This window comes from Pseudomonas viciae (assembly GCF_004786035.1).
Taxonomy (GTDB): Bacteria; Pseudomonadota; Gammaproteobacteria; order Pseudomonadales; family Pseudomonadaceae; genus Aquipseudomonas; species Aquipseudomonas viciae.
This window is the reverse complement of the sequence record NZ_CP035088.1, coordinates 3,585,129-3,604,879: the sequence shown is the minus strand read 5'-3', so window position 1 is coordinate 3,604,879 and position 19,751 is coordinate 3,585,129. Positions and strand designations below refer to the sequence as shown.

Below are 19,751 nucleotides of genomic sequence, written 5' to 3'. Positions count from 1 at the left end.
CATGCTTTCAAGAACCGCTTCTGACCTCTATTGGATGTCCCGCTACCTGGAACGCGCCGAGAACCTGGCGCGTATGCTCGAAGTCAGTTACTCGCTGTCATTGATGCCCCAGGCCGGACGCAGCGATGGCCATGCCGAGCTGGCGATGTCGCTGCTGGCGGCTGGTACGCTGGACGATTACAACGCGCGTTATGACGCGCTGAACACCGAACGCATGCTGCACTTCTTCGCGCTGGATGAAACCAACCCGGGCAGTATCTATAGCTGCCTGCGGGCCGCACGGACCAACGCCCATGCGGTGCGCGGGCGGATCACCGCCGACATGTGGGAGAACATCAACGCCACCTGGCTGGAAATGCGCAACATCGCCAGCAACGGCCTGGGCCGCTATGGCATCAGTCATTTCTGCGAATGGGTCAAGGAGCGCTCGCACCTGTTCCGTGGCGCGACCTCGGGCACCATCATGCGCAACGATGCCTACTGCTTCATTCGCCTTGGGACCTTTATCGAGCGGGCGGACAACACCCTGCGCCTGCTGGACGCACGCTACGAAATGTTCGGCGAGGAGTCGGAGGAGGTCAGCGACAATTCTGCCCGTGGCTATTACCAATGGAGCGCCTTGTTGCGCGCGCTGTCCTCGTTTGAAGCGTTCAACGAGATCTACCGTAACGCGCCCAATGCCGAGCAGGTCTCGGAGATGTTGCTGCTGCGCGCCGACGTTCCGCGCTCGCTGCATGCCTGTATCGAGGAGTTGGACCATATCCTCGCCAGCCTGCCGGGCAACAACGGCCGGCCGGCGCAGCGCCTGGCCGCCGAGCTGAATGCGCGCCTGCGCTATTCCGGGATCGACGAGATCCTCGCCTCGGGCCTGCACCAGTGGTTGACCGACCTCATTGGCCAGATCCGCCATTTGGGCCAGACCGTTCACGAGTCTTATCTGGAGGTCGTATGAAACTGTCCATACGCCACGACACGACCTACAGCTATGCCGATGAAGTCTGCACCAGCATCCAGTTTCTGCGTTTGACGCCCAAGAACACCGAGCGCCAGCGCATCCTTGAGTGGCACTTGGAACTGCCGCGGCTGGTGCGCAGTCAGATCGACCCTTACGGCAACATCCTGCACGTGATGACCATGGACGAGCCCCACGGCGCCTTGGTGCTGACGGCTTATGGCCAGGTGGAAATCGACCAGACGGTGGAGATGGAGGCGGACACTCAGTCGCCATTGCCATTCCTGCGCACCAGCCCTCTGACCCAGGCAGATGATGCGCTCAGCGCCTTCGCTGTGGAGCAATGCGGGGCACGGCGTGATCGTGCGGCGCTGACCGACTTGATGCATGGCCTGGCTGCCCGCATGCCCTACAGCCCCGGCACGACGGCAGTCAGCAGCACCGCCGCCGAGGCGTTTGCCGGTGGTAGCGGGGTGTGTCAGGACCACACTCATGCGTTCCTGGCCTGCGCGCGCAGCCTGGGGATCCCGGCACGCTATGTGTCCGGTTACCTGTGCACCGAAGATGAAAACCATCTGGCGAGCCATGCCTGGGCGGAAGCCTGGCTGGACGACGGCTGGTACAGCTTCGACGTGACCAACCGCCTGACTCGCCCAGACCGCCACCTGAAACTGGCGGTCGGCCTGGACTACCTCGACGCCTGCCCGGTACGCGGCATGCGTCGCGGCGGCGGGGCGGAGCAGATGCAGGCAAGGGTGCAGGTGAGCTCGATGGTGCAGGTGCAGCACCAGTAGCCCAGTAAACCTGAAGACCTCATCGCGAGCAGGCTCGCTCCCACGGGTATTGGTGGTGAACATCGAATCGATGAACACCCGAGAACCCCTGTGGGAGCGAGCTTGCTCGCGATGGCGGCAGCCCATCCGACATAACCGTCAGCTGACCCACCGCTTTCGCGAGCAAGCCCGCTCCCACAGAAGGTCTGTGGCGAGCATCAGATCTGAAAACACCCGAGAACCCCTGTGGGAGCCGAGCTTGCTCGCGATGGCGGTCGCCCGGCCAACATCGCCGCAAGCTGACTCACCGCCATCGCGAGCAGGCTCGCTCGCCCACAAAAATCAGCCGTCACCCCTGACCCCTGCGTACCCACCAAATGAAGCTTTCGTGACAAAAGTTCGGTAGCACATCGCCATTCCCGTCATGCCTGTGTGACGTGTTCAAGGGGACCTGCAAGGTCGTTTTGGAACCGGGGCGCGAAGCCGGGAGTGAGGCAATGGGGACTATGGAACGTTATTCAAAAGTGGGCATGCAGGAGCTCGACCAGCGGCTGTCGAAGATCGTCGAGGCGGCGCGCAAGCAGCCGGTCTCGGTGTATCGCTACGGCGCTCCGTGGGTTTGGATTGTTTCCCAGGATGACTGGCAGGGCGCGCTCAAGGAGGTGTCCAGCTATATCCCACAGGGCCATTCCCTGGTGTTGCTGCGTCCGCAGATCGACGACCTGCTGGACGAGCATCGTGACGTGCTGCAAGGCCTCAACGCGCACGCCGAAATGCTGATCGCGCCACAGACCGCCATGCATATCCTCCTGCTGCAACTGCTCTATTCGGTGCCCAGCGAGCAGCAGCTCTATGAACAACTCAACTACAACCTGCTGTTCCGCTGGTTCGTCGGCCTGGACCTGAATCAGAAGGTCTGGAGCTTCAACGTCCTGAGCAAAGACCTCGCCACGCTGCTGGGCGATGCGCGTGCGGTGAGGCTCATCCAGAAAATCATCGGTGAAGTGTTCTGTGGCGCCTTGCTGCAAATGCCGGAGTTCTCCTTGAACTTCGCACTGTTGCACACCTGGCTGGCCCGGCACATCACGACATCGACCGCAAGTAATTGAGCCGTACTTTGAATTCAGGGGGTGGTGTGGAGCATTTCTTCAAATCGCGGCCAGCGCTGTGGGGCTGGCTGTTGCTGGCGGTCGGGGGGCCGTCGGCATTCGCTGCAGAAGGAGGGCAGGAGGCCGAAGCGGCACCGGCGCGCCTGGTGGATGTGAACGAGTATTTCGTCCGCGGCAACACCGTGCTCGACGCCCGGGCCATCGAAGAAGCGGTATATCCGTTCCTCGGCCCACAGAAGGCCTTGAGCGATATTGAAGGGGCCCGGGAAGCATTGCAAAAAGCTTATCAGGCACGCGGTTATCAATCGGTGTTCGTCGAGCTGCCGGAGCAGAAGGTCGAGGACGGTATCGTCTACTTGCAGGTCAGCGAGACCAAGGTCGGCCGGGTCCGTGTCGTCGGGGCCAAGCACTATTCGCCCGTGGAAATTCGCGAGGATGTTCCAGCGCTCAAGGAGGGTGAAGTGCCCGACTTCGCCCAGGTCCAGAGCGAGTTGGCGCAATTGAACAAAACCCCGGGACGGCAGGTGATGCCGCTGGTGCGCGAGGGCCAGCGACCGGGCACCATGGACGTTGACTTGCAGGTCGAAGACCAGAACCCCTGGCAAGCCAGCCTGGGGTTGAACAACGACTACAGCGCCGACACCGAGAAGCTGCGCACCGTCGCCAGCCTGGGCTACAACAACCTCTGGCAACTGGGCCACAGCATTTCGCTGACCTTCTTCACCGCGCCCCAGGACACCGAGAATGCCAAGGTCTGGTCGGGTTCCTATACCGCACCGTTGAGCGAACGCTGGAGCGTGCAGTTCTCTGGTTATCAGTCCGACAGCAACGTGGCAACGGTGGGCGGTAGCAATGTGTTAGGCAAAGGTCATTCCTATGGTGTCTCGGCGATCTACACCCTGCCGTCCAGCGGCGCCTGGGCCAACACCTTTTCCGTCGGAGTCGATTTCAAGGACTTCGAGGAAGAGCTGAACCTGGGCGGCGCCAGTGACAAGGCTCCGCTCAAGTACGCGCCATTCACGTTCGCTTACAACGGCTTTCGCTACACCGAAAACAGCCAGTTGGGCCTCGGCCTGAGCCTGGTGGCGGGCACTCGCAGCCTGCTGGGTTACGGCAGTTCCGACGAAGAGTTCGACTACAAACGCTATCGCGCCAGCCCCAGCTTCGCGGTGCTCAAGGGCGACGGCAACTACACCTTCACCTTCGGCAACGATTGGCAGACTGCGTCCAAGGCTGCCTTCCAGCTCGCCTCCGGGCCGCTGGTCTCCAACGAGCAGTTTTCCGCCGGTGGCGCCACGTCGGTACGCGGTTATCTGGCCGCCGAGCGCACCGGGGACGACGGCTACCTGCTGTCCCAGGAGCTGCGCACACCGTCCCTCGCCAAGTTCCTCGGCAGCTACGTCCAGGAATGGCGTTTCTATGCCTTCGCCGAAGGCGCCCAGTTGTACCTGCGTGACGAACTGCCTGACCAGGAAGCCGACTACAGCCTGGCCAGCGTTGGCCTGGGCACTCGCGCGAGCCTGAGCAAATGGCTGTCAGGCAGCCTCGATTGGGGCTTCCCGCTGCTCGACGGGCCGAACACCTTGAAACAGGAATCGCGCCTGCACTTCAACCTGCAAGCGACGTTTTGAACCCAGGAGTCATGTCCATGCAACGCTTATTGTTATCCCTGTTTATTTGCCTGGGGCTGGCGCTTCCGGCCACCGCCAATGCCTGGTGGCAGGACGATTGGCATTATCGCAAACAGATTTCGGTGGACACCACGCCCCAGGGGGCTGCCATCACCCAGGCCCTGGGGCGCACCGCGCTGCTGGTGCGTCTGCACACCGGCAACTTCACCTTCGACGGCGTCAAGGACGACGGCTCGGATCTGCGCTTTGTCAGTGCCGATGACAAGACCGTGTTCAATCACCAGGTCGAAAGCTTCGACCCGCTGATGGGCATGGCGCTGATCTGGGTCGATGTGCCAAGCGTGGAGGGCGGTCAGCGTCAGGACCTGTGGATGTATTACGGCAACCAGAAAGCGCCGGCCACCGGCAGCGGCCAGTTGACCTTCGACCCGGACTACACCGCGCTGTATCACTTCGACGGCGCCACTGGCGTACCGCCCAAGGACACCACCGCCTACGGTAACAATGCCCAGGGTGCGGCCGGCACCAGCATCGACGGCGTGATCGGGCGTGCCTTGCAGTTCAACGGCCAGCCGCTGTTGTTGCCGGCCAGCCCTTCGTTGCAACACAGTGCTGGCGCGGCGTTCACCTTCAGCACTTGGCTGCGTCAGGACCAGGCCAGCGGCGAGCAAATCGTCCTGGCCCGTCGCGAAGCCGCCACCAGCCTGTTGATTGGCGTAAACCAGGGTGTGCCGTTCGTAGCGATCAACGACCAGCGCGCGGTCTCGACCCAGCCGCTGAATCCCGGCCAATGGCAGCACCTGGCGTTGACTGCCTCGGGCGACCGGGTCGTGTTGTATGTCAATGGACGTGAAACCGCGAGTCTGGCGGTGGCGATGCCAGCGTTCAATGCGCCGATTGCCTTGGGCGCTGACGTTTCCGCCGGGGCCTTCGCGCCCTTCAGCGGGGCCATGGATGAAGCGCGCCTGTCCAAGGTTGCCCGCCCGGCGCCACTGCTGTTGGCCGACGCCAATGCCCAGGGCGCGGAATCGAAACTGGTGGCCTATGGGGTCGATGAAGAGCAATCCGGCTTCGGTTTCGGCAGCCTGGGTTTCCTGCTCAACGCCGTGCCGATGGACGCCTGGGTGATCATCGGGGTGCTGGTGCTGATGATGTTCCAGTCGTGGATCATCATGATCCGCAAGAACCGCATGGTCAGTCGCCTCAGCGTGGCCAACGAAGCCTTCCGCGAGCAGTTCGCCAGGATCGGTACACGCCTGGAAATGTTCGCCGACGACCAGGACCTCGCCCAGCGCCTGCAACACTCGTCCTTGTGGCGCTTGTACCTGGTGGCCGTCAAGGAAATCCGCACCCGCCGCGAGCAGGGCGCCGACACCTCGTCGGTGTCAGCGGCCACCATCGAAGCGATCCGCTGCTCCATGGACGGTGTGCGCACCCGAGAAAACCAGCAGCTCAGTTCGAAGCTCTCGACCCTGTCCAATGCCATCGCCGGCGGCCCGTACATCGGCCTGCTCGGCACGGTGCTGGGGATCATGGTGGTGTTCCTCGGCACGGCGATGGCCGGTGACGTGAACATCAACGCCATCGCCCCGGGCATGGCCGCGGCATTGCTCGCCACCGCCATGGGCCTGTTCGTCGCGATTCCCGCGCTGTTTGGCTACAACCGCCTGATCACCCGCAACAAGGAAGTCAGCGCCGACATGCGGGTGTTCGTCGACGAGTTCATCACGCGCCTGGCCGAGATGCACGGTGAAGGCCAGTCCGGTGAAGCGGCGCAGCGCCGCAATCATCACGCCCCATCGTCCGTACCGGCCTGAGGAAATTGTCATGGCTAGCGTAAACGCTTCACACGATGACGACGATGACGCGGCGGTCGACAGCATCAACATCACGCCGCTGGTGGACGTGCTCATGGTGGTGTTGGTGATGTTCATCCTCACCGCCACGGCCCAGGTGTCGGGTATCCAGATCAATCTGCCCAAGGCCAGCGCCTCGGTGTCGTTGTCCGAGGCCAAGACCAAGGCGATTTCGGTGAATGACGGCGGGCAGGTGTTCCTCGATGCCTACCCGGTGACCCTGGCCGAGCTGGAAGAGCGCCTGCGCATCGAGAAGGCCCAGAACCCGGACTTCCCGATCATCGTGCGCGGCGACGCCACGGTGCAGTACCAGAAAGTCATCGAAGTGCTGGATCTGTTGCGGCGTCTGGAACTGTCCCAGGTCGGTCTCGTGACCGGCAAACCGAGTCAGGGCTGATCATGACTGCCAGACTTCCCATCAACCCGCCCCCGGTGAAGACCTCGCCGCTGCGCCTGCTCAAGTGGGCCGCTGGCCTGGTGCTCGGCGCCGTGGCGGCCTGGCTGCTGTGGCAGTGGGCCAACGACATGAGCGGTGTGCGGCGCGAAGCGCCGAAGGTGCCGACCATTATCCCACTGCCGCCACCGCCACCCCCGCCGCCGGAGAAACCCAAGGAACCGGAGCCCCAGGTCGAGGAAAAGGTGCCCGAGCCAGAGCCGACCCCGGAACCCGAAGAGGTCAAGCCCGAGGAAGAAGCGCCGCCGTCGCCGGTGGATGACCTGGCCAACCCGATGCAGATGGAGGGTGATGCCCAGTCTGGCAATGACGCTTTCAACATCGGCGCCGGCAAGGGGGGCGGCATGGCCGGGGCCGGCGGCGGACGCCTGGGCAATGGCACCTATAGCCAGTTCCTGGCGTTCACCTTTCAGCGTCTGCTGCGGGAAAACCCCGACCTGCGCAGCCTGGCGTTCTCGCTGCAGGCCGACGTCTGGCTCAGTGCCGTGGGCGAAATCACCCGGGTCGAGCTGGTCAAGTCCAGCGGCAACCCGCAAGTGGATGAACAGGTGATGACAGCCCTGCGTACCGCGCCCCATTTGAGTGAGCGGCCACCGGCCTCCCTGACTTTGCCTGTACGCCTGTCCTTGCAGGGACGGCGTCCGGGTTAACCGACTATTTGACAGCTTGCCAACAGGAGTTGTGTGCAGATGATTTCCAATGTGAATCGATTGTCGTGGGCAGTCGGCCTGATCGTTCTGGGCCTGTCCGGGCACTCGTTGGCCGCCCCGGCGCCTTCGGAAAACGCCACGATCAATCTGATCCGCCTGCTGGTGCAGCAGGGCGTGTTGAAGCAGGACCAGGCCGATGGCTTGATCGCCCAGGCCGAACGGGAAGCCGTGCAGGCCCGCCAGGCGGCCACGGCGGTTGCCGCAGCGCCCGCCGGGGCGCCGGGGGACGTGCGGGTGCAATACGTGCCGAATATCGTGCGCGAGCAGATTCGGGATCAGGTCAAGGCTGAAGTCATGGCCACCGCCAAACAGGAAAACTGGGCGCAGCCCAACACGTTCCCGGATTGGGTTTCGCGGATCAGTTTTGATGGCGACATTCGCCTGCGGGATGAGTCGCGCTACTACTCGGGCACCAACAGCAATGAAATCGTCGACTTCGCCCGACTCAATGACCGGGGGCCGTACGACGTCAATCCCAACAGCAGTTCCAGCCTGCCACCGTTGCTCAACACCCGCGAAGACCGGGAAAACCTGTTTCGCCTGCGCGCACGCCTGGGTATGAAAGCGGTGATAGCCCCGCAATGGACCGCGGGCATTCGCATCGGCACCGGCTCGGACAACAACCCGGTGTCCACCACGCAGACCCTGGGCGGCGGTTTTGGCAAGAAAGACATCTGGCTCGACCAGGGTTACCTGACCTGGAAGCCCTCGGATGAATTGACCCTGACCGGCGGGCGTATCGCCAACCCGTTTTTCGCCACCGATCTGCTCTATTCCGGTGACCTGAACTTCGACGGCGTGGCGGCGATTTTCAACCGCAAGCTCAATCAGGATTGGGGCCTGTTCGGCACCGTCGGGGCGTTTCCGGTGGAGTACACCAACGACACCAGCACCAGCAATGGCTCGGACAAGGAAGAGAGCGACAACAAGTGGCTGTACGGCGCGCAACTGGGGGCCAACTGGGCGATCAACGGCAGCAACCGCCTCAAGGGGGCATTGGCCTACTACCGTTTCGACGACATCGAAGGCCAGCGTTCTTCGCCGTGCCAACCTTGGGCAGGGGACCCTGGCTGCGACAGCGACGGTTCACGCGTGGCATTCATGCAAAAGGGCAACACCGTGTTCCTGCTGCGGGACATCACGCCCAACCCGCTCAACCCGTCCACCACGCCACAGCCGCAGTATGTCGGCCTGGCCTCGGAGTTCAACCTGCTGGACCTGAACCTGGTATGGGATGCCGATCTGCCCGAAGACCTGAAACTGCGCAGCCAGGCCAACTACGTCCACAACCTGGGCTACGACGAAGGCGAGATGCGCAAGCGTTCCGCAGGGCAGTTCGCCAACAACCTGGACAGTGACGGCAACGTGGAAAGCGGCGCGAACGCCTGGATGCTCCAGTTCACCCTGGGCAATTCGCTGGAGCTCAAGCGCGAGGGCGACTGGAACCTGTTCGCCGGCTACAAGTACATCCAGCCGGACGCCTTGCCGGACGGCTTCAATGACTCGTCGTTCCACTTGGGCGGCACCAACGCCAAGGGCTATTTCCTGGGCGGCAACTATGGCTTGGCGAGCAACGTCTTCGCCACTGGCCGCTGGCTGAGTTCCGAAGCGGTGTACGGCGCGCCGTACGACATCGATGTCTTGCAGCTTGAAATCAACACGCGCTTTTAAGCGCAGGGAGGCCTCATGAAAAGGCGAGCCAAATACCCATGTCCGGGTGCGTTGCTGGTGCTGGGGCTGCTGCTGAGCGGCCTGGCTCACGGCGAAGGCCTGGAAGAACGACTGCGGGCCCAGCTGCGCAGCACCACCGCGCAGTTGCAAGCCCTGCAGAGCGAACAGGCCCAGGCCAGCGCAGCGCGGCAGGCTGCAGAGGGCCAAGCCAAGGAGGCCCAGGCGCAGATCAAGCAATTGACTGCACAACTGAGCAAGGCCCAGGCCCTGAATGAGCAGTTGGCCGGGCACCAGCAAAACCTGCAAAGCCAGGCCCAGGCGCAGGTCGCGGCCAGCAACGAGCAGATCGGCAAGTTCAAGAAAGCCTACGACGAACTGTTGACCCTGGCCCGTGGCAAGGAGACCGAGCGCGCGCGTCTGGCGGCGCAATTGACCGAGCGTGACACACAAGTGCAGCAATGTTCGGTCAAGAATCAGCAGATGTACGAAGTCGCCAAGACGCTGCTCCACGCCTACGAAACCATTGATGTGAGCGACATCATGAAGATCCGCCAGCCGTTCGCCGCCAAGACTCGGGTGCGTTTCGAAGAACTGGCCCAAGGCTTTGGCGATGACCTCTACAAGAACCGTTTCGATGCGCCCCAGGCCTCGATCACTCACTGATTAGCAAGGAAGAATCGACATGACTTCAATGATCGAACACGTCTCGGTAAAGTCCCTGACCGAGCTGTTGCAGACCGCCGGATACCGGGTCAACGAAACCGAGCAAAACGGCATCGTGCAGCTGCTCAGTGCCAGCCAGGGCATCGGCTATGCGGTGCGCTTCGGCAACCCGGCGCCGACGGCGGGCGAGTATCTGGACTTCACCTTTAGCTGCGCCTTGCGCGTGCAGGGTGAGTTGCCGGCCGGGTTGGTGGAACTGTGGAACGCCTCGCGGCGCTTTGCCCGTTTGTCGCTGCAAGGCGAGTTCCTGGTGATGGAAATGGACGTGGTGGTCGCCGCAGGCGTGAGCGCCGATCATTTGCGCAGCAATCTGGAGCTGTGGGATCGCCTGTTGCAGGAGTTCATTGTCTACCTGCGCGAATACAGCCAGAACGCGGCGCGAGTGCAAACCCAGGACGAGGCCGCCGAGGTCTCGCTGGAGGAGGTTGCCGCATCGTGAAAAAACCGACTGTCGTCATCAGCGCCGCGGCGCTAGGGCTGGTCGCCGTGGCCGTGGTGCTTGGCCTGCGGCCGGGCAACGATCCGGTGGCTGCGGTGCAAGCCGCAAGCGTTGTTTCAGTCGACGCGCCGAGCCTGGCGCGGCTGGGCAACCAGCAAGTCAGCCCTGATGAACTCAAGACGTTGTTGGCAACCCTGGCCCCCGAAGTTCGCCAGCAAATGCGTGGCAACCGGGCCGCGCTGGAAGGTTGGATCCGTGCGCGGCTGGCGGAAAAAGCCGTGCTGGAGCAAGCCGATGCCCAGGGCTGGCGGCAGCGTCCGGAAGTGGAACGCCAGACGCAGGCTGCCGTCGAGCAAATCGTCTTTCGCGACTACTTGCAGTCAGTCAGCCAGGTGCCGGCCGGCTTTCCCAGTGACGAAGAGTTGAAACAGGCTTACGACGCCGGGAAAGCCAATTGGACCGCGCCAGCGTTGTACCGGGTGAGTCAGATTTTCCTGGCGGCGACCGAGCCGCAAACGGTAGAAGCGGTGCGCCGGCAAGCGCTGGAGCTGAGCAAAAAAGCCCAGGCGTCGCCCGCCGATTTTGCCGTCCTGGCCAGCCGTTTTTCCCAGGATCGCGCCAGTGCCGAGCGCGGTGGCGACAGTGGTTTCCAGCCGCTGCAGCAACTGGTGCCGCCGGTGCGTGAGGCGGTGGCACGCTTGAAAATCGGCGCTGTGTCGGACCCGGTGCAGAGTGCGGCGGGGTTTCATGTGATCAAGCTCACCGAACAACAACCGGCCCGGGAGGCGACCCTGGACGAAGTCCGCGAGCGCCTGACCCAGGCCTTGCGCGCCCAGCGCCAGGAGCAGATCGCCAAGGCCTACCTGGACGGCATGCTCGACACCGCGACCTTGAGTATTGATGGGGCACAGTTGAGCAAGGTGTTGGAGGAGGGGCTTTAGCCAGGTCTACACCAAACCCGTGGCGAGGGAGCTGTGTTGTTTGGAAGACTCGCGCAGCCACACGTATTCGCATAACCGACAGGGAGTCACCAATGTCATTCATCGAGCCCGCAGGACGCCAGGCTATTACCCCTTATCGCACGCCGTTGCGTGTTCCCGCTCCCTGGCTGGCGCTGGTCGGGGGTATCGAGCCGCAGGTGGCGCAGTGTTTTCTGGTCAGTGCCCGTTGCGGCTGCTTCATGCAGGCGGCCCGCAGCCTCAACGTCAAGACGACCTGGTTGCGCAAGCAACTGGCGCATCTGGAGGCGCGCCTGCAATGCACGTTGTTCAGCTTTCAGGGCAACACCTTGACCCTCAGTCGTGAAGGCCGGCAGTTGCAGGCGCGGCTGGTGGCCCTGGCTAACGAAGGCCTGCCGTCCCTGGCCGATCAACCGCTGATTCGCCTGGCTGTGGCCGAGTCGATCCTGCATGACATCCTGGGCCGCAACCTGATCTCCTTGCTGCGACGCAATGCCAGCGTGCGCTTGCAGATCATTACCCTGGACAGTGAACTGGCGCTGCAGGCTGTCACTGCCGACCTGGTGCTGTGGTTGAGCGATGCGCACGCCGCGGTGCCGGGGCCGAGTTTTGCCACCCTGGCGCCAGAGCGACTGGGACGCCTGGATTATGTGCCGCATATCGCCAAACGTTATTCAAGACCGACGACCCGCCCGGACTGTCTGGACGACTTGAACGATTACATGCTGGTGCAATGGCAGGCGGACCGTCAGGTGGACAATTTCACGCCGTGGAACGCCTTGATGGAGCAACGCCGTGTGGGTGTGGTGCAGGTGCAATCCTACGAATTGATGCTGGAAATGATTCGCTGCAGCGCCTGCATTGGCCTGTTGCCGCAGTACATGAGTCGCTTTGACCGGGGTCTGGTCGCCTTGCCGGGGCTGTTCGGCCTGCCGATGCAGCGCCACCTGTGGATGGCAATCAACGCCCAGGCCCAAGGCTCGCCGGAGGTGCAGATGCTCGTCGAGCTGATTCACCACACTCTGGATGAACGCAGGGAGTGGTTTCAACCCTAGTTGGCATCGCGATAAACCTGTGGGAACGAGCTTGCTCGCTCCCACAGGGGACCTGGCCACTTGGATGATCGACGGCTTATAGTGATTGGCCTTGTCATCTCTCCAGGGAGGAGCCACATGTCCGAGTTTTCAATCACCCTTGCACGCTTCACTGAAGCCCATATCACAGGTGTCACCGCGCTCTACAACGACCCGGCGGTCACCCGTCAGGTGCTGCAGATGCCTTTCCAGTCCACCGAGGTCTGGCGCAAGCGCCTGGCGATGGATGATGAACGCCTGGTGAAACTGGTGGCGCTGCATCAGGGCGAGGTCATCGGTAATCTCGGGCTGGAACAGTACTCGCGCATCCGTCGTGCTCATTGCGGCAGTCTGGGCATGGGGGTGGCAGTCGCCTGGCAGGGCAGGGGCGTGGGTTCGATGCTGCTGGCCGCCGCGCTGGACGTGGCGGACAATTGGATGAATCTGCGGCGGGTCGAGTTGACCGTATACGCTGACAATGAGGCCGCCATCGGGTTGTACCGAAAGTTCGGCTTCGAAACCGAAGGCTTGATGCGCGACTATGCCGTGCGTGACGGGCGCTGGGTGGACACCCTGGCCATGGCGCGACTGCGCTGAAGGGGCAGCCGGTCAGGCGAAGTGGCTTTTGCGTACGCCGGCGTCTTGAACCTGTCATCATCCAGTTTCGCAGCAGGCCCTTAATCGAGGAACAGCGCATGGACGATGTACAGCAATTGGGCGAGATGCTTCGTCACTACGCCGACAGCGAGGCGCACAAGAAGCAACAGCACCAGGCCCAGGCAGCGGTGTGGGCGCAACAGATCGAGGCGTTGTACGGGCAAATCGAACAATGGCTGGCGCCAATCATGGCGCCGAACCTCCTGGAGTTGCGCCGTGAGGCGTATGTGGCGCATGGGCCGAGTGTTCCGGTAGAAACGTCGGCTTTCAAGACGGAAAAACTGACCTTGTCCATTACCGGCAAGCCGGTGGAGTTCGTGCCGGAGGTCATGGGGCCGGGCGGACAGATTTCCCTGTCGATCATGGGACTGACCGCAACACGTTATGGCAGCATTTCGCTGGTTTGCCAGCCACCTTCGGTGCAGTGGCAATGGCGCCGGACCAACGGGTTGAAAGACCCGGACACGTTTGCCTTCGACGCCGGTTTTCTCGCACAGCAGTTACAAAGCCTGATACCGCGTGAGCGAAGCTGAATCACTTGTTCTTTTCAGAGCAGGCAAAAACCTGACCATTGGCTATACCTGTAATGCCCGGCCCCATCTCGTGTGGCTTACAGGAGTGACAGCATGAAGTTCGCGTCAATGATTGGCACCGTATGCATCGCCTCGCTCGCCTTGGCGGGTTGCTCCAGCAAGATCACCCAGCCGGATGAATACTCCGGTTTCCTGGGGGATTACAGCCGGCTCAAGGAGGAAAAATCACCGTCGGGGGCCGAGGTGATGCGCTGGGTCGATCCCAAGATCGATCCGGGCAAGTACACCAGCCTTTACATCGAGCCGACGCAGCTTTATCCCAAGCCGCAGCCGACCACCAGGATCCCCCAGGCGACCTTGTCCGGCATCACCGGTTACTACGACCAGGCGCTCAAGCGCGAAGCGGGAAAATCCTTGCCCTTGGCAACCGCGCCCGGGCCGGGGGTATTGGTGATGCGCGCGGCCATTACCGCAGTCAGCAGCAAGACCGAAGGCCTGAAACCCTATGAGGTGGTTCCGATTGCGTTGGTGGCCGCCGCCGTCAGCACTGCCAGCGGCATTCGCGACCAGGAAACCACACTGGGCACCGAAGCGGTGTTCCTCGACGGTGGCAGCAATGCGGTGGTTGCCCAGGTGGTGCGCAAAGGCACCGGTAAACCGTTGTCCAACGAGTCCCAGGTGATGAAACCCGATGACGTCAAGGGCGTGATCGATGGCTGGGCGGCGGATCTGCACCAGTCGTTTCTCAAGCTCAAGGCTAAATAGGCGCTGACATCCGTAGGCGCTGCCGAGCGAAGCGAGGCTGCGATCTTTCCCCTGACACTTGAGTCTCAAGCGAAAAATCAAGAATCAAAAGATCGCAGGTTTTGCCAGCTCCTACATAATCCAGCCATAGGTCGAGAAGCCGTTTTATGGTTAACTCCGGCCTCCACCATTTTCAAACAAGTCAGAAGGAAACCGTTCATGGCTCAAGTCACTCTCAAAGGCAACCCGGTTCAAGTCAATGGCCAGTTGCCACAAGCCGGTTCCAAGGCGCCAGCCTTTTCCCTGGTGGCCGGCAATCTGTCGGACGTTTCCCTGAAGGATTTCGCCGGCAAGCGCAAAGTGCTGAACATTTTCCCAAGCGTCGACACCCCGACCTGCGCGACCTCCGTACGCAAGTTCAACGCCCAGGCCAATGATCTGAAAAATACTGTGGTGCTGTGCATCTCGGCTGACCTGCCGTTCGCCCAGGCACGTTTCTGCGGTGCCGAAGGCCTGGAAAATGTTCAGAACCTGTCCACACTGCGTGGTGCCGAGTTCATCGAGAACTACGGCGTGGCCATCGCTGACGGTCCGCTGAAAGGCCTGACCGCCCGTGCCGTGGTCGTGCTGGACGAAAACGACTCCGTGCTGCACAGCGAATTGGTCAAGGAAATCGGTGAAGAACCGAACTACGACGCCGCGCTCGCCGTTCTGAAGTAACGTATTTATTACAATTATTAACGGCCTGGTCTCGTCCAGGCCGTTTTTATTTGCGCTTCAAGGCCTTAGCCGACTATGCGATGCGTAAGCCAAAGGTAAATTGCCGGTAAAGGCGCTTTGCTAAATACCTGCCAGTGCTTATCGTTCAGCCTCCTGTAAAAGAAGCCCACGCGCCCAATGGTTGATCACTCCATGCAATCCTCTGTTTCCCGCAATTCCCGTCGCTGGCTGTTCGGTCTGTTTGTCGTATTGGTCGTCGCGCTGCTGGTCTGGAAATTCTGGCCCGCCGGCACGGCTCCAAAAACCGCGGCAGAGCAGAAGGCCGCAGCTGGACACATGGGACGATCGGGTGGCATGCGACCTGGGTTCGGCGGTGCAACGGGGCCCATCCCGGTGCGGGTGGCACCGGCGGTCACCGGGGATTTCCCGCTGTACTACAAGGCGCTGGGTACGGTCACGGCCCTCAACACCATCAATGTGCGCAGCCGGGTGGGCGGTGAGCTGGTCAAGATTGCTTTTGAAGAAGGGCAAATGGTCAAGGCCGGGGACCTGCTGGTCGAGATCGATCCGCGTCCGTACCAGAACGCTTTGCTCCAGGCCGAAGGCACGCTGTTGCAGAACCAGGCCCAATTGAAGAATGCCCAGGTGGACCTCGAGCGTTATCGTGGCCTGTATGCCGAGGACAGCATTGCCAAGCAGACCCTCGACACCGCCGCCGCGCTGGTGGGTCAGTATCAGGGCACGGTCAAGACCAACCAGGCGGCGGTCAACGACGCCAAGCTCAACCTGGAGTTCACCAAGATTCGTGCGCCGATTTCCGGGCGGGTCGGCCTGCGACAACTGGACGTCGGCAACCTGGTGGCGGCCAACGACACCACGGCTCTGGCGGTGATCACCCAGACCCAGCCCATCAGCGTGGTGTTCACCCTGCCGGAAAACAACCTCGACACAGTGCTCGCCCGCTACCGCAGCGGGGCGAAACTGCCGGTCGACGCCTGGGACCGTGGCGACGTGAAACTCCAGGCCAGCGGTGTGCTGCAAAGCCTGGACAACCAGATTGACATCACCACCGGCACCCTGAAATTCAAGGCCCGCTACGACAACCGCGACCAGTCGCTGTTCCCCAACCAATTCGTCAACGTCCACCTGCTGGCCGACACCCTCAAAGGTGTGGTCCTGGCGCCGACGGCCGCCATTCAGTTCGGCACCAACGGCACCTTCGTCTATGCCTTGGACGGCGATAAGAAAGTCACCATCAAAAAGCTGAAAATCGGCGCCAGCGACGGTGAAAATACCGTGGTCACCGAAGGCCTGGCCGCTGGCGACCGGGTCGTGCTCGAAGGTACCGATCGCTTGAAGGAGGGCAGCGAAGTGGAAGTGGTCAACGACAGCCAGGACGTACCCACTACGCCGACCGAGCACCTGCAAGGCAAAACCGCGGCGACCCCGACTGAATCGGCCGTGGCCGACAAGGCGAAAAAGGGCGGCGCATGAATCTCTCGCGGCTGTTCATCCTTCGCCCGGTCGCCACCACCCTGAGCATGCTGGCCATCATCCTGGCTGGCCTGATCGCCTATCGGCTGCTGCCGGTGTCGGCATTGCCCCAGGTCGATTACCCGACCATCCGCGTGATGACCCTGTACCCGGGCGCCAGCCCCGATGTGATGACCAGCGCGGTGACCGCCCCCCTGGAGCGCCAGTTCGGGCAGATGCCGGGCCTGACGCAGATGGCCTCCACCAGTTCCGGCGGCGCGTCGGTGATTACCCTGCGCTTCAACCTCGACATCAACATGGACGTCGCCGAGCAGCAGGTGCAGGCGGCGATCAACGCGGCCACCAATCTGTTGCCCAAGGACCTGCCGGCACCGCCGGTGTACAACAAGGTCAACCCGGCGGATACCCCGGTGCTGACCCTGGCAATCACCTCCAAGACCATGCTGCTGCCCAAGCTCAATGACCTGGTGGACACCCGCATGGCGCAGAAAATCGCCCAGATCAGCGGGGTGGGCATGGTCACCATCGCCGGTGGCCAGCGCCAGGCCGTGCGGATCAAGGTCAACCCCGAGGCCCTGGCGGCCAACGGCCTGAACCTGGCGGATGTGCGCACCCTGATCGGGGCTTCCAACGTCAACCAGCCCAAGGGTAACTTCGACGGCCCGACCCGGGTCTCGATGCTCGACGCCAACGATCAGTTGACCTCGCCCAAGGATTACGCCGAACTGATCCTGGCCTACGCCAACGGCGCACCGTTGCGGCTCAAGGATGTGGCGCAGATTGTCGACGGCGCTGAAAACGAGCGTCTTGCCGCCTGGGCCAATGAAAACCAGGCCGTGCTGCTGAACATCCAGCGCCAGCCAGGGGCCAACGTCATCGAAGTGGTGGACCGGATCAAGGCCCTGCTACCGAGCATCACCGACAACCTGCCGGCCGGCCTGGACGTCACGGTGCTCACCGACCGCACCCAGACCATCCGCGCCTCGGTCACCGACGTGCAGCATGAATTGCTGATCGCCATCGTCCTGGTGGTCATGGTGACGTTCCTGTTCCTGCGTCGCGTCAGCGCTACCATCATTCCGTCGGTGGCCGTGCCGCTGTCGTTGATCGGTACGTTTGGCGTGATGTACCTGGCCGGGTTCTCCATCAACAACCTGACGCTGATGGCCTTGACCATCGCCACCGGTTTCGTGGTGGACGATGCCATCGTCATGCTGGAGAACATCGCCCGCTACATCGAAGAGGGCGACAGCCCATTGCAGGCTGCGCTCAAGGGCGCCAAGCAGATCGGTTTCACGTTGATCTCCCTGACCTTGTCGCTGATTGCAGTGCTGATCCCGCTGTTGTTCATGGCCGACGTGGTGGGGCGGCTGTTCCGTGAGTTCGCCATCACGCTTGCGGTGGCGATCCTGATTTCCCTGGTGGTGTCCCTGACCCTGACGCCGATGATGTGCGCCCGGCTGCTCAAGCGTGAACCCAAGGAGGCAGAACAGGGCCGTTTCTACCGCGCCAGCGGCGCCTGGATCGACTGGCTGATCGCCGCCTATGGGCGCAAGTTGCAGTGGGTGCTCAAGCATCAGCCGTTGACCCTGCTGGTAGCGGTGGGCAGCCTGGTGCTGACGGTGGTGTTGTACCTGGCCGTGCCCAAGGGCTTTTTTCCGGTGCAGGACACGGGGGTAATCCAGGGCATTTCCGAGGCGCCGCAGTCGATTTCCTTCGCGGCCATGAGCGAGCGCCAGCAGCAACTGGCCAAGGTGATCCTCGCCGACCCGGCGGTGGAGAGTCTGTCTTCCTACATCGGCGTGGACGGCGACAACGCCACGCTCAACAGTGGCCGGCTGCTGATCAACCTCAAGCCCCACAGCGAGCGGGATGACAGCGCCAGCGAGATCATTACCCGCTTGCAGCCCCAGTTGGACCGATTGGTGGGCATCCGCCTGTTCATGCAACCGGTGCAGGACCTGACCATCGAAGATCGGGTCAGTCGCACCCAGTACCAGTTCAGCCTGTCGTCGCCGGACGCCGAGTTGCTCAGCCTCTGGAGCGGTCGTCTGGTCGAGGCCCTGGCCCAGCAGCCGGAACTGACCGACGTCGCCAGTGACTTGCAGGATAAGGGCTTGCAGGTTTATCTGGTGATCGACCGCGACGCCGCCTCACGCCTGGGCGTGTCGGTGTCGAACATCACCGATGCGTTGTATGACGCCTTCGGCCAGCGGCAGATTTCCACCATCTACACCCAGGCCAGCCAGTACCGTGTGGTGCTGCAAGCCCAGGCTGGGGAACGGATCGGACCGCAGGCGCTGGATCAGATTCACGTCAAGACCACCGATGGCGGCCAGGTCCGACTGTCGAGCCTGGCCCGTGTCGAGGAGCGTCAGGCGCAACTGGCGATTGCCCATATCGGTCAGTTTCCAGCGGTGATGATGTCGTTCAATCTCGCGCCGGGCGTGGCCCTCGGGCATGCGGTGGATGTGATCGAGAAGGTCCAGCAGGACATCGGCATGCCGGTGGGCGTGCAGACCGAGTTCCAGGGCGCGGCCCAGGCGTTCCAGGCATCGTTGTCGAGCACCTTGCTGCTGATCCTGGCGGCGGTGGTGACCATGTACATCGTCCTGGGCGTTTTGTACGAGAGCTACATCCACCCGATCACTATCCTCTCGACATTGCCCTCGGCGGCCATCGGCGCCTTGCTGGCGTTGATCATCAGTGGCAACGACCTGGGCTTGATCGCAATCATCGGCATCATCCTGCTGATCGGCATCGTGAAGAAGAACGCGATCATGATGATCGACTTCGCCCTTGACGCCGAACGCAACCAGGGCATGGACCCGCAGACGGCGATCTACCAGGCTGCGTTGCTGCGCTTCCGGCCGATCCTGATGACCACCTTGGCGGCCTTGTTCGGCGCGGTGCCGCTGATGCTCGCCACCGGTTCCGGTGCCGAACTGCGCCAGCCCCTGGGGTTGGTGATGGTGGGTGGGTTGTTGGTGAGCCAGATACTGACGTTGTTCACCACCCCGGTGATCTACCTGTATTTTGATCGTCTGGGGCGGCGGTTTGCCAAGCCGGAAGGGAAAGAGGTCCAGGTATGATGGCCGCGTCCGGAATCCTGGGACATGGAGGCTTTTCGTGGCGAGGGAGCTTGCTCCCGCTGGGCTGCGCAGCAGCCCCTTTTGTGAGCGCTGCGCACTCAAGCGGGAGCAAGCTCCCTCACCACAAAAGCCTAGCCATTTCTTGCAGCCAGTCGCTTGAA

Annotated in this window: 18 protein-coding genes; all 18 read left to right on the top strand. The window is 62.3% G+C overall.

What is annotated here, in order from left to right:
- Window position 1 precedes the first annotated feature (1 nt).
- The 18 genes from EPZ47_RS16005 to EPZ47_RS15915 all read left to right on the top strand — a co-directional run bounded on the left by EPZ47_RS16005 (window position 2) and on the right by EPZ47_RS15915 (window position 19,590).
- A complete protein-coding gene (locus EPZ47_RS16005) occupies window positions 2-952 on the top strand; it encodes an alpha-E domain-containing protein (protein WP_003201699.1) in 951 nt (316 codons plus the stop codon).
- Window positions 949-1,746, top strand: a complete 798-nt coding sequence (locus EPZ47_RS16000; protein ID WP_135845676.1) for a transglutaminase family protein — start codon at window positions 949-951, stop codon at window positions 1,744-1,746. The genes EPZ47_RS16005 and EPZ47_RS16000 overlap by 4 nt, the downstream gene beginning before the upstream one ends.
- A gap of 485 nt (window positions 1,747-2,231) precedes the next feature.
- Window positions 2,232-2,834: a transposase gene (locus EPZ47_RS30815; protein ID WP_135845674.1), complete on the top strand. Its 603-nt coding sequence runs from the start codon at window positions 2,232-2,234 to the stop codon at window positions 2,832-2,834.
- A 68-nt stretch (window positions 2,835-2,902) separates the two neighbouring features.
- Complete coding sequence (locus EPZ47_RS15985) at window positions 2,903-4,465, top strand: ShlB/FhaC/HecB family hemolysin secretion/activation protein (protein ID WP_420825051.1); 1,563 nt, start codon at window positions 2,903-2,905, stop codon at window positions 4,463-4,465.
- Between the two features lie 17 nt (window positions 4,466-4,482).
- Window positions 4,483-6,282, top strand: a complete 1,800-nt coding sequence (locus EPZ47_RS15980; protein ID WP_135845672.1) for a DUF2341 domain-containing protein — start codon at window positions 4,483-4,485, stop codon at window positions 6,280-6,282.
- A 10-nt stretch (window positions 6,283-6,292) separates the two neighbouring features.
- Window positions 6,293-6,718, top strand: coding sequence for an ExbD/TolR family protein (locus EPZ47_RS15975; protein WP_092348164.1), 426 nt, complete (start codon window positions 6,293-6,295; stop codon window positions 6,716-6,718).
- Between the two features lie 2 nt (window positions 6,719-6,720).
- A complete protein-coding gene (locus EPZ47_RS15970) occupies window positions 6,721-7,425 on the top strand; it encodes an energy transducer TonB family protein (RefSeq protein ID WP_135845671.1) in 705 nt (234 codons plus the stop codon).
- Between the two features lie 39 nt (window positions 7,426-7,464).
- Window positions 7,465-9,156, top strand: coding sequence for a putative porin (locus tag EPZ47_RS15965; RefSeq protein ID WP_135845670.1), 1,692 nt, complete (start codon window positions 7,465-7,467; stop codon window positions 9,154-9,156).
- A gap of 15 nt (window positions 9,157-9,171) precedes the next feature.
- On the top strand, window positions 9,172-9,819 hold the full coding sequence (locus EPZ47_RS15960; protein WP_135845669.1) for a DNA repair protein: 648 nt from the start codon (window positions 9,172-9,174) through the stop codon (window positions 9,817-9,819).
- Window positions 9,820-9,838: 19 nt separating this feature from the next.
- Complete coding sequence (locus tag EPZ47_RS15955; RefSeq protein WP_135845668.1) at window positions 9,839-10,318, top strand: YbjN domain-containing protein; 480 nt, start codon at window positions 9,839-9,841, stop codon at window positions 10,316-10,318.
- The gene (locus tag EPZ47_RS15950; protein WP_135845667.1) at window positions 10,315-11,259 is read left to right on the top strand and encodes a peptidylprolyl isomerase; all 945 of its coding nucleotides are present in this window, start codon (window positions 10,315-10,317) and stop codon (window positions 11,257-11,259) included. Before EPZ47_RS15955 ends, EPZ47_RS15950 begins: the two co-directional genes overlap by 4 nt.
- Before the next feature lie 92 nt (window positions 11,260-11,351).
- Window positions 11,352-12,332 (top strand): LysR family transcriptional regulator, encoded by a 981-nt coding sequence (locus EPZ47_RS15945; RefSeq protein WP_135845666.1) that lies wholly within the window; start codon window positions 11,352-11,354, stop codon window positions 12,330-12,332.
- Between the two features lie 117 nt (window positions 12,333-12,449).
- Entirely contained in the window at window positions 12,450-12,947 is a 498-nt protein-coding gene (locus EPZ47_RS15940) for a GNAT family N-acetyltransferase (RefSeq protein ID WP_135845665.1), read from the top strand.
- A 98-nt stretch (window positions 12,948-13,045) separates the two neighbouring features.
- Complete coding sequence (locus tag EPZ47_RS15935; protein ID WP_135845664.1) at window positions 13,046-13,540, top strand: hypothetical protein; 495 nt, start codon at window positions 13,046-13,048, stop codon at window positions 13,538-13,540.
- A 93-nt stretch (window positions 13,541-13,633) separates the two neighbouring features.
- Window positions 13,634-14,305 (top strand): DUF3313 domain-containing protein, encoded by a 672-nt coding sequence (locus tag EPZ47_RS15930; protein WP_135845663.1) that lies wholly within the window; start codon window positions 13,634-13,636, stop codon window positions 14,303-14,305.
- Window positions 14,306-14,503: 198 nt separating this feature from the next.
- Window positions 14,504-15,004 carry a thiol peroxidase gene (gene tpx / locus EPZ47_RS15925; protein WP_135845662.1) on the top strand — a complete coding sequence of 167 codons (501 nt, stop codon included), beginning with the start codon at window positions 14,504-14,506 and terminating at the stop codon, window positions 15,002-15,004.
- 177 nt (window positions 15,005-15,181) lie between these two features.
- Window positions 15,182-16,498: an MdtA/MuxA family multidrug efflux RND transporter periplasmic adaptor subunit gene (locus EPZ47_RS15920; RefSeq protein WP_135845661.1), complete on the top strand. Its 1,317-nt coding sequence runs from the start codon at window positions 15,182-15,184 to the stop codon at window positions 16,496-16,498.
- Window positions 16,495-19,590: an MdtB/MuxB family multidrug efflux RND transporter permease subunit gene (locus tag EPZ47_RS15915; RefSeq protein WP_135845660.1), complete on the top strand. Its 3,096-nt coding sequence runs from the start codon at window positions 16,495-16,497 to the stop codon at window positions 19,588-19,590. The genes EPZ47_RS15920 and EPZ47_RS15915 overlap by 4 nt, the downstream gene beginning before the upstream one ends.
- The last annotated feature ends 161 nt before the right edge of the window (window positions 19,591-19,751 follow it).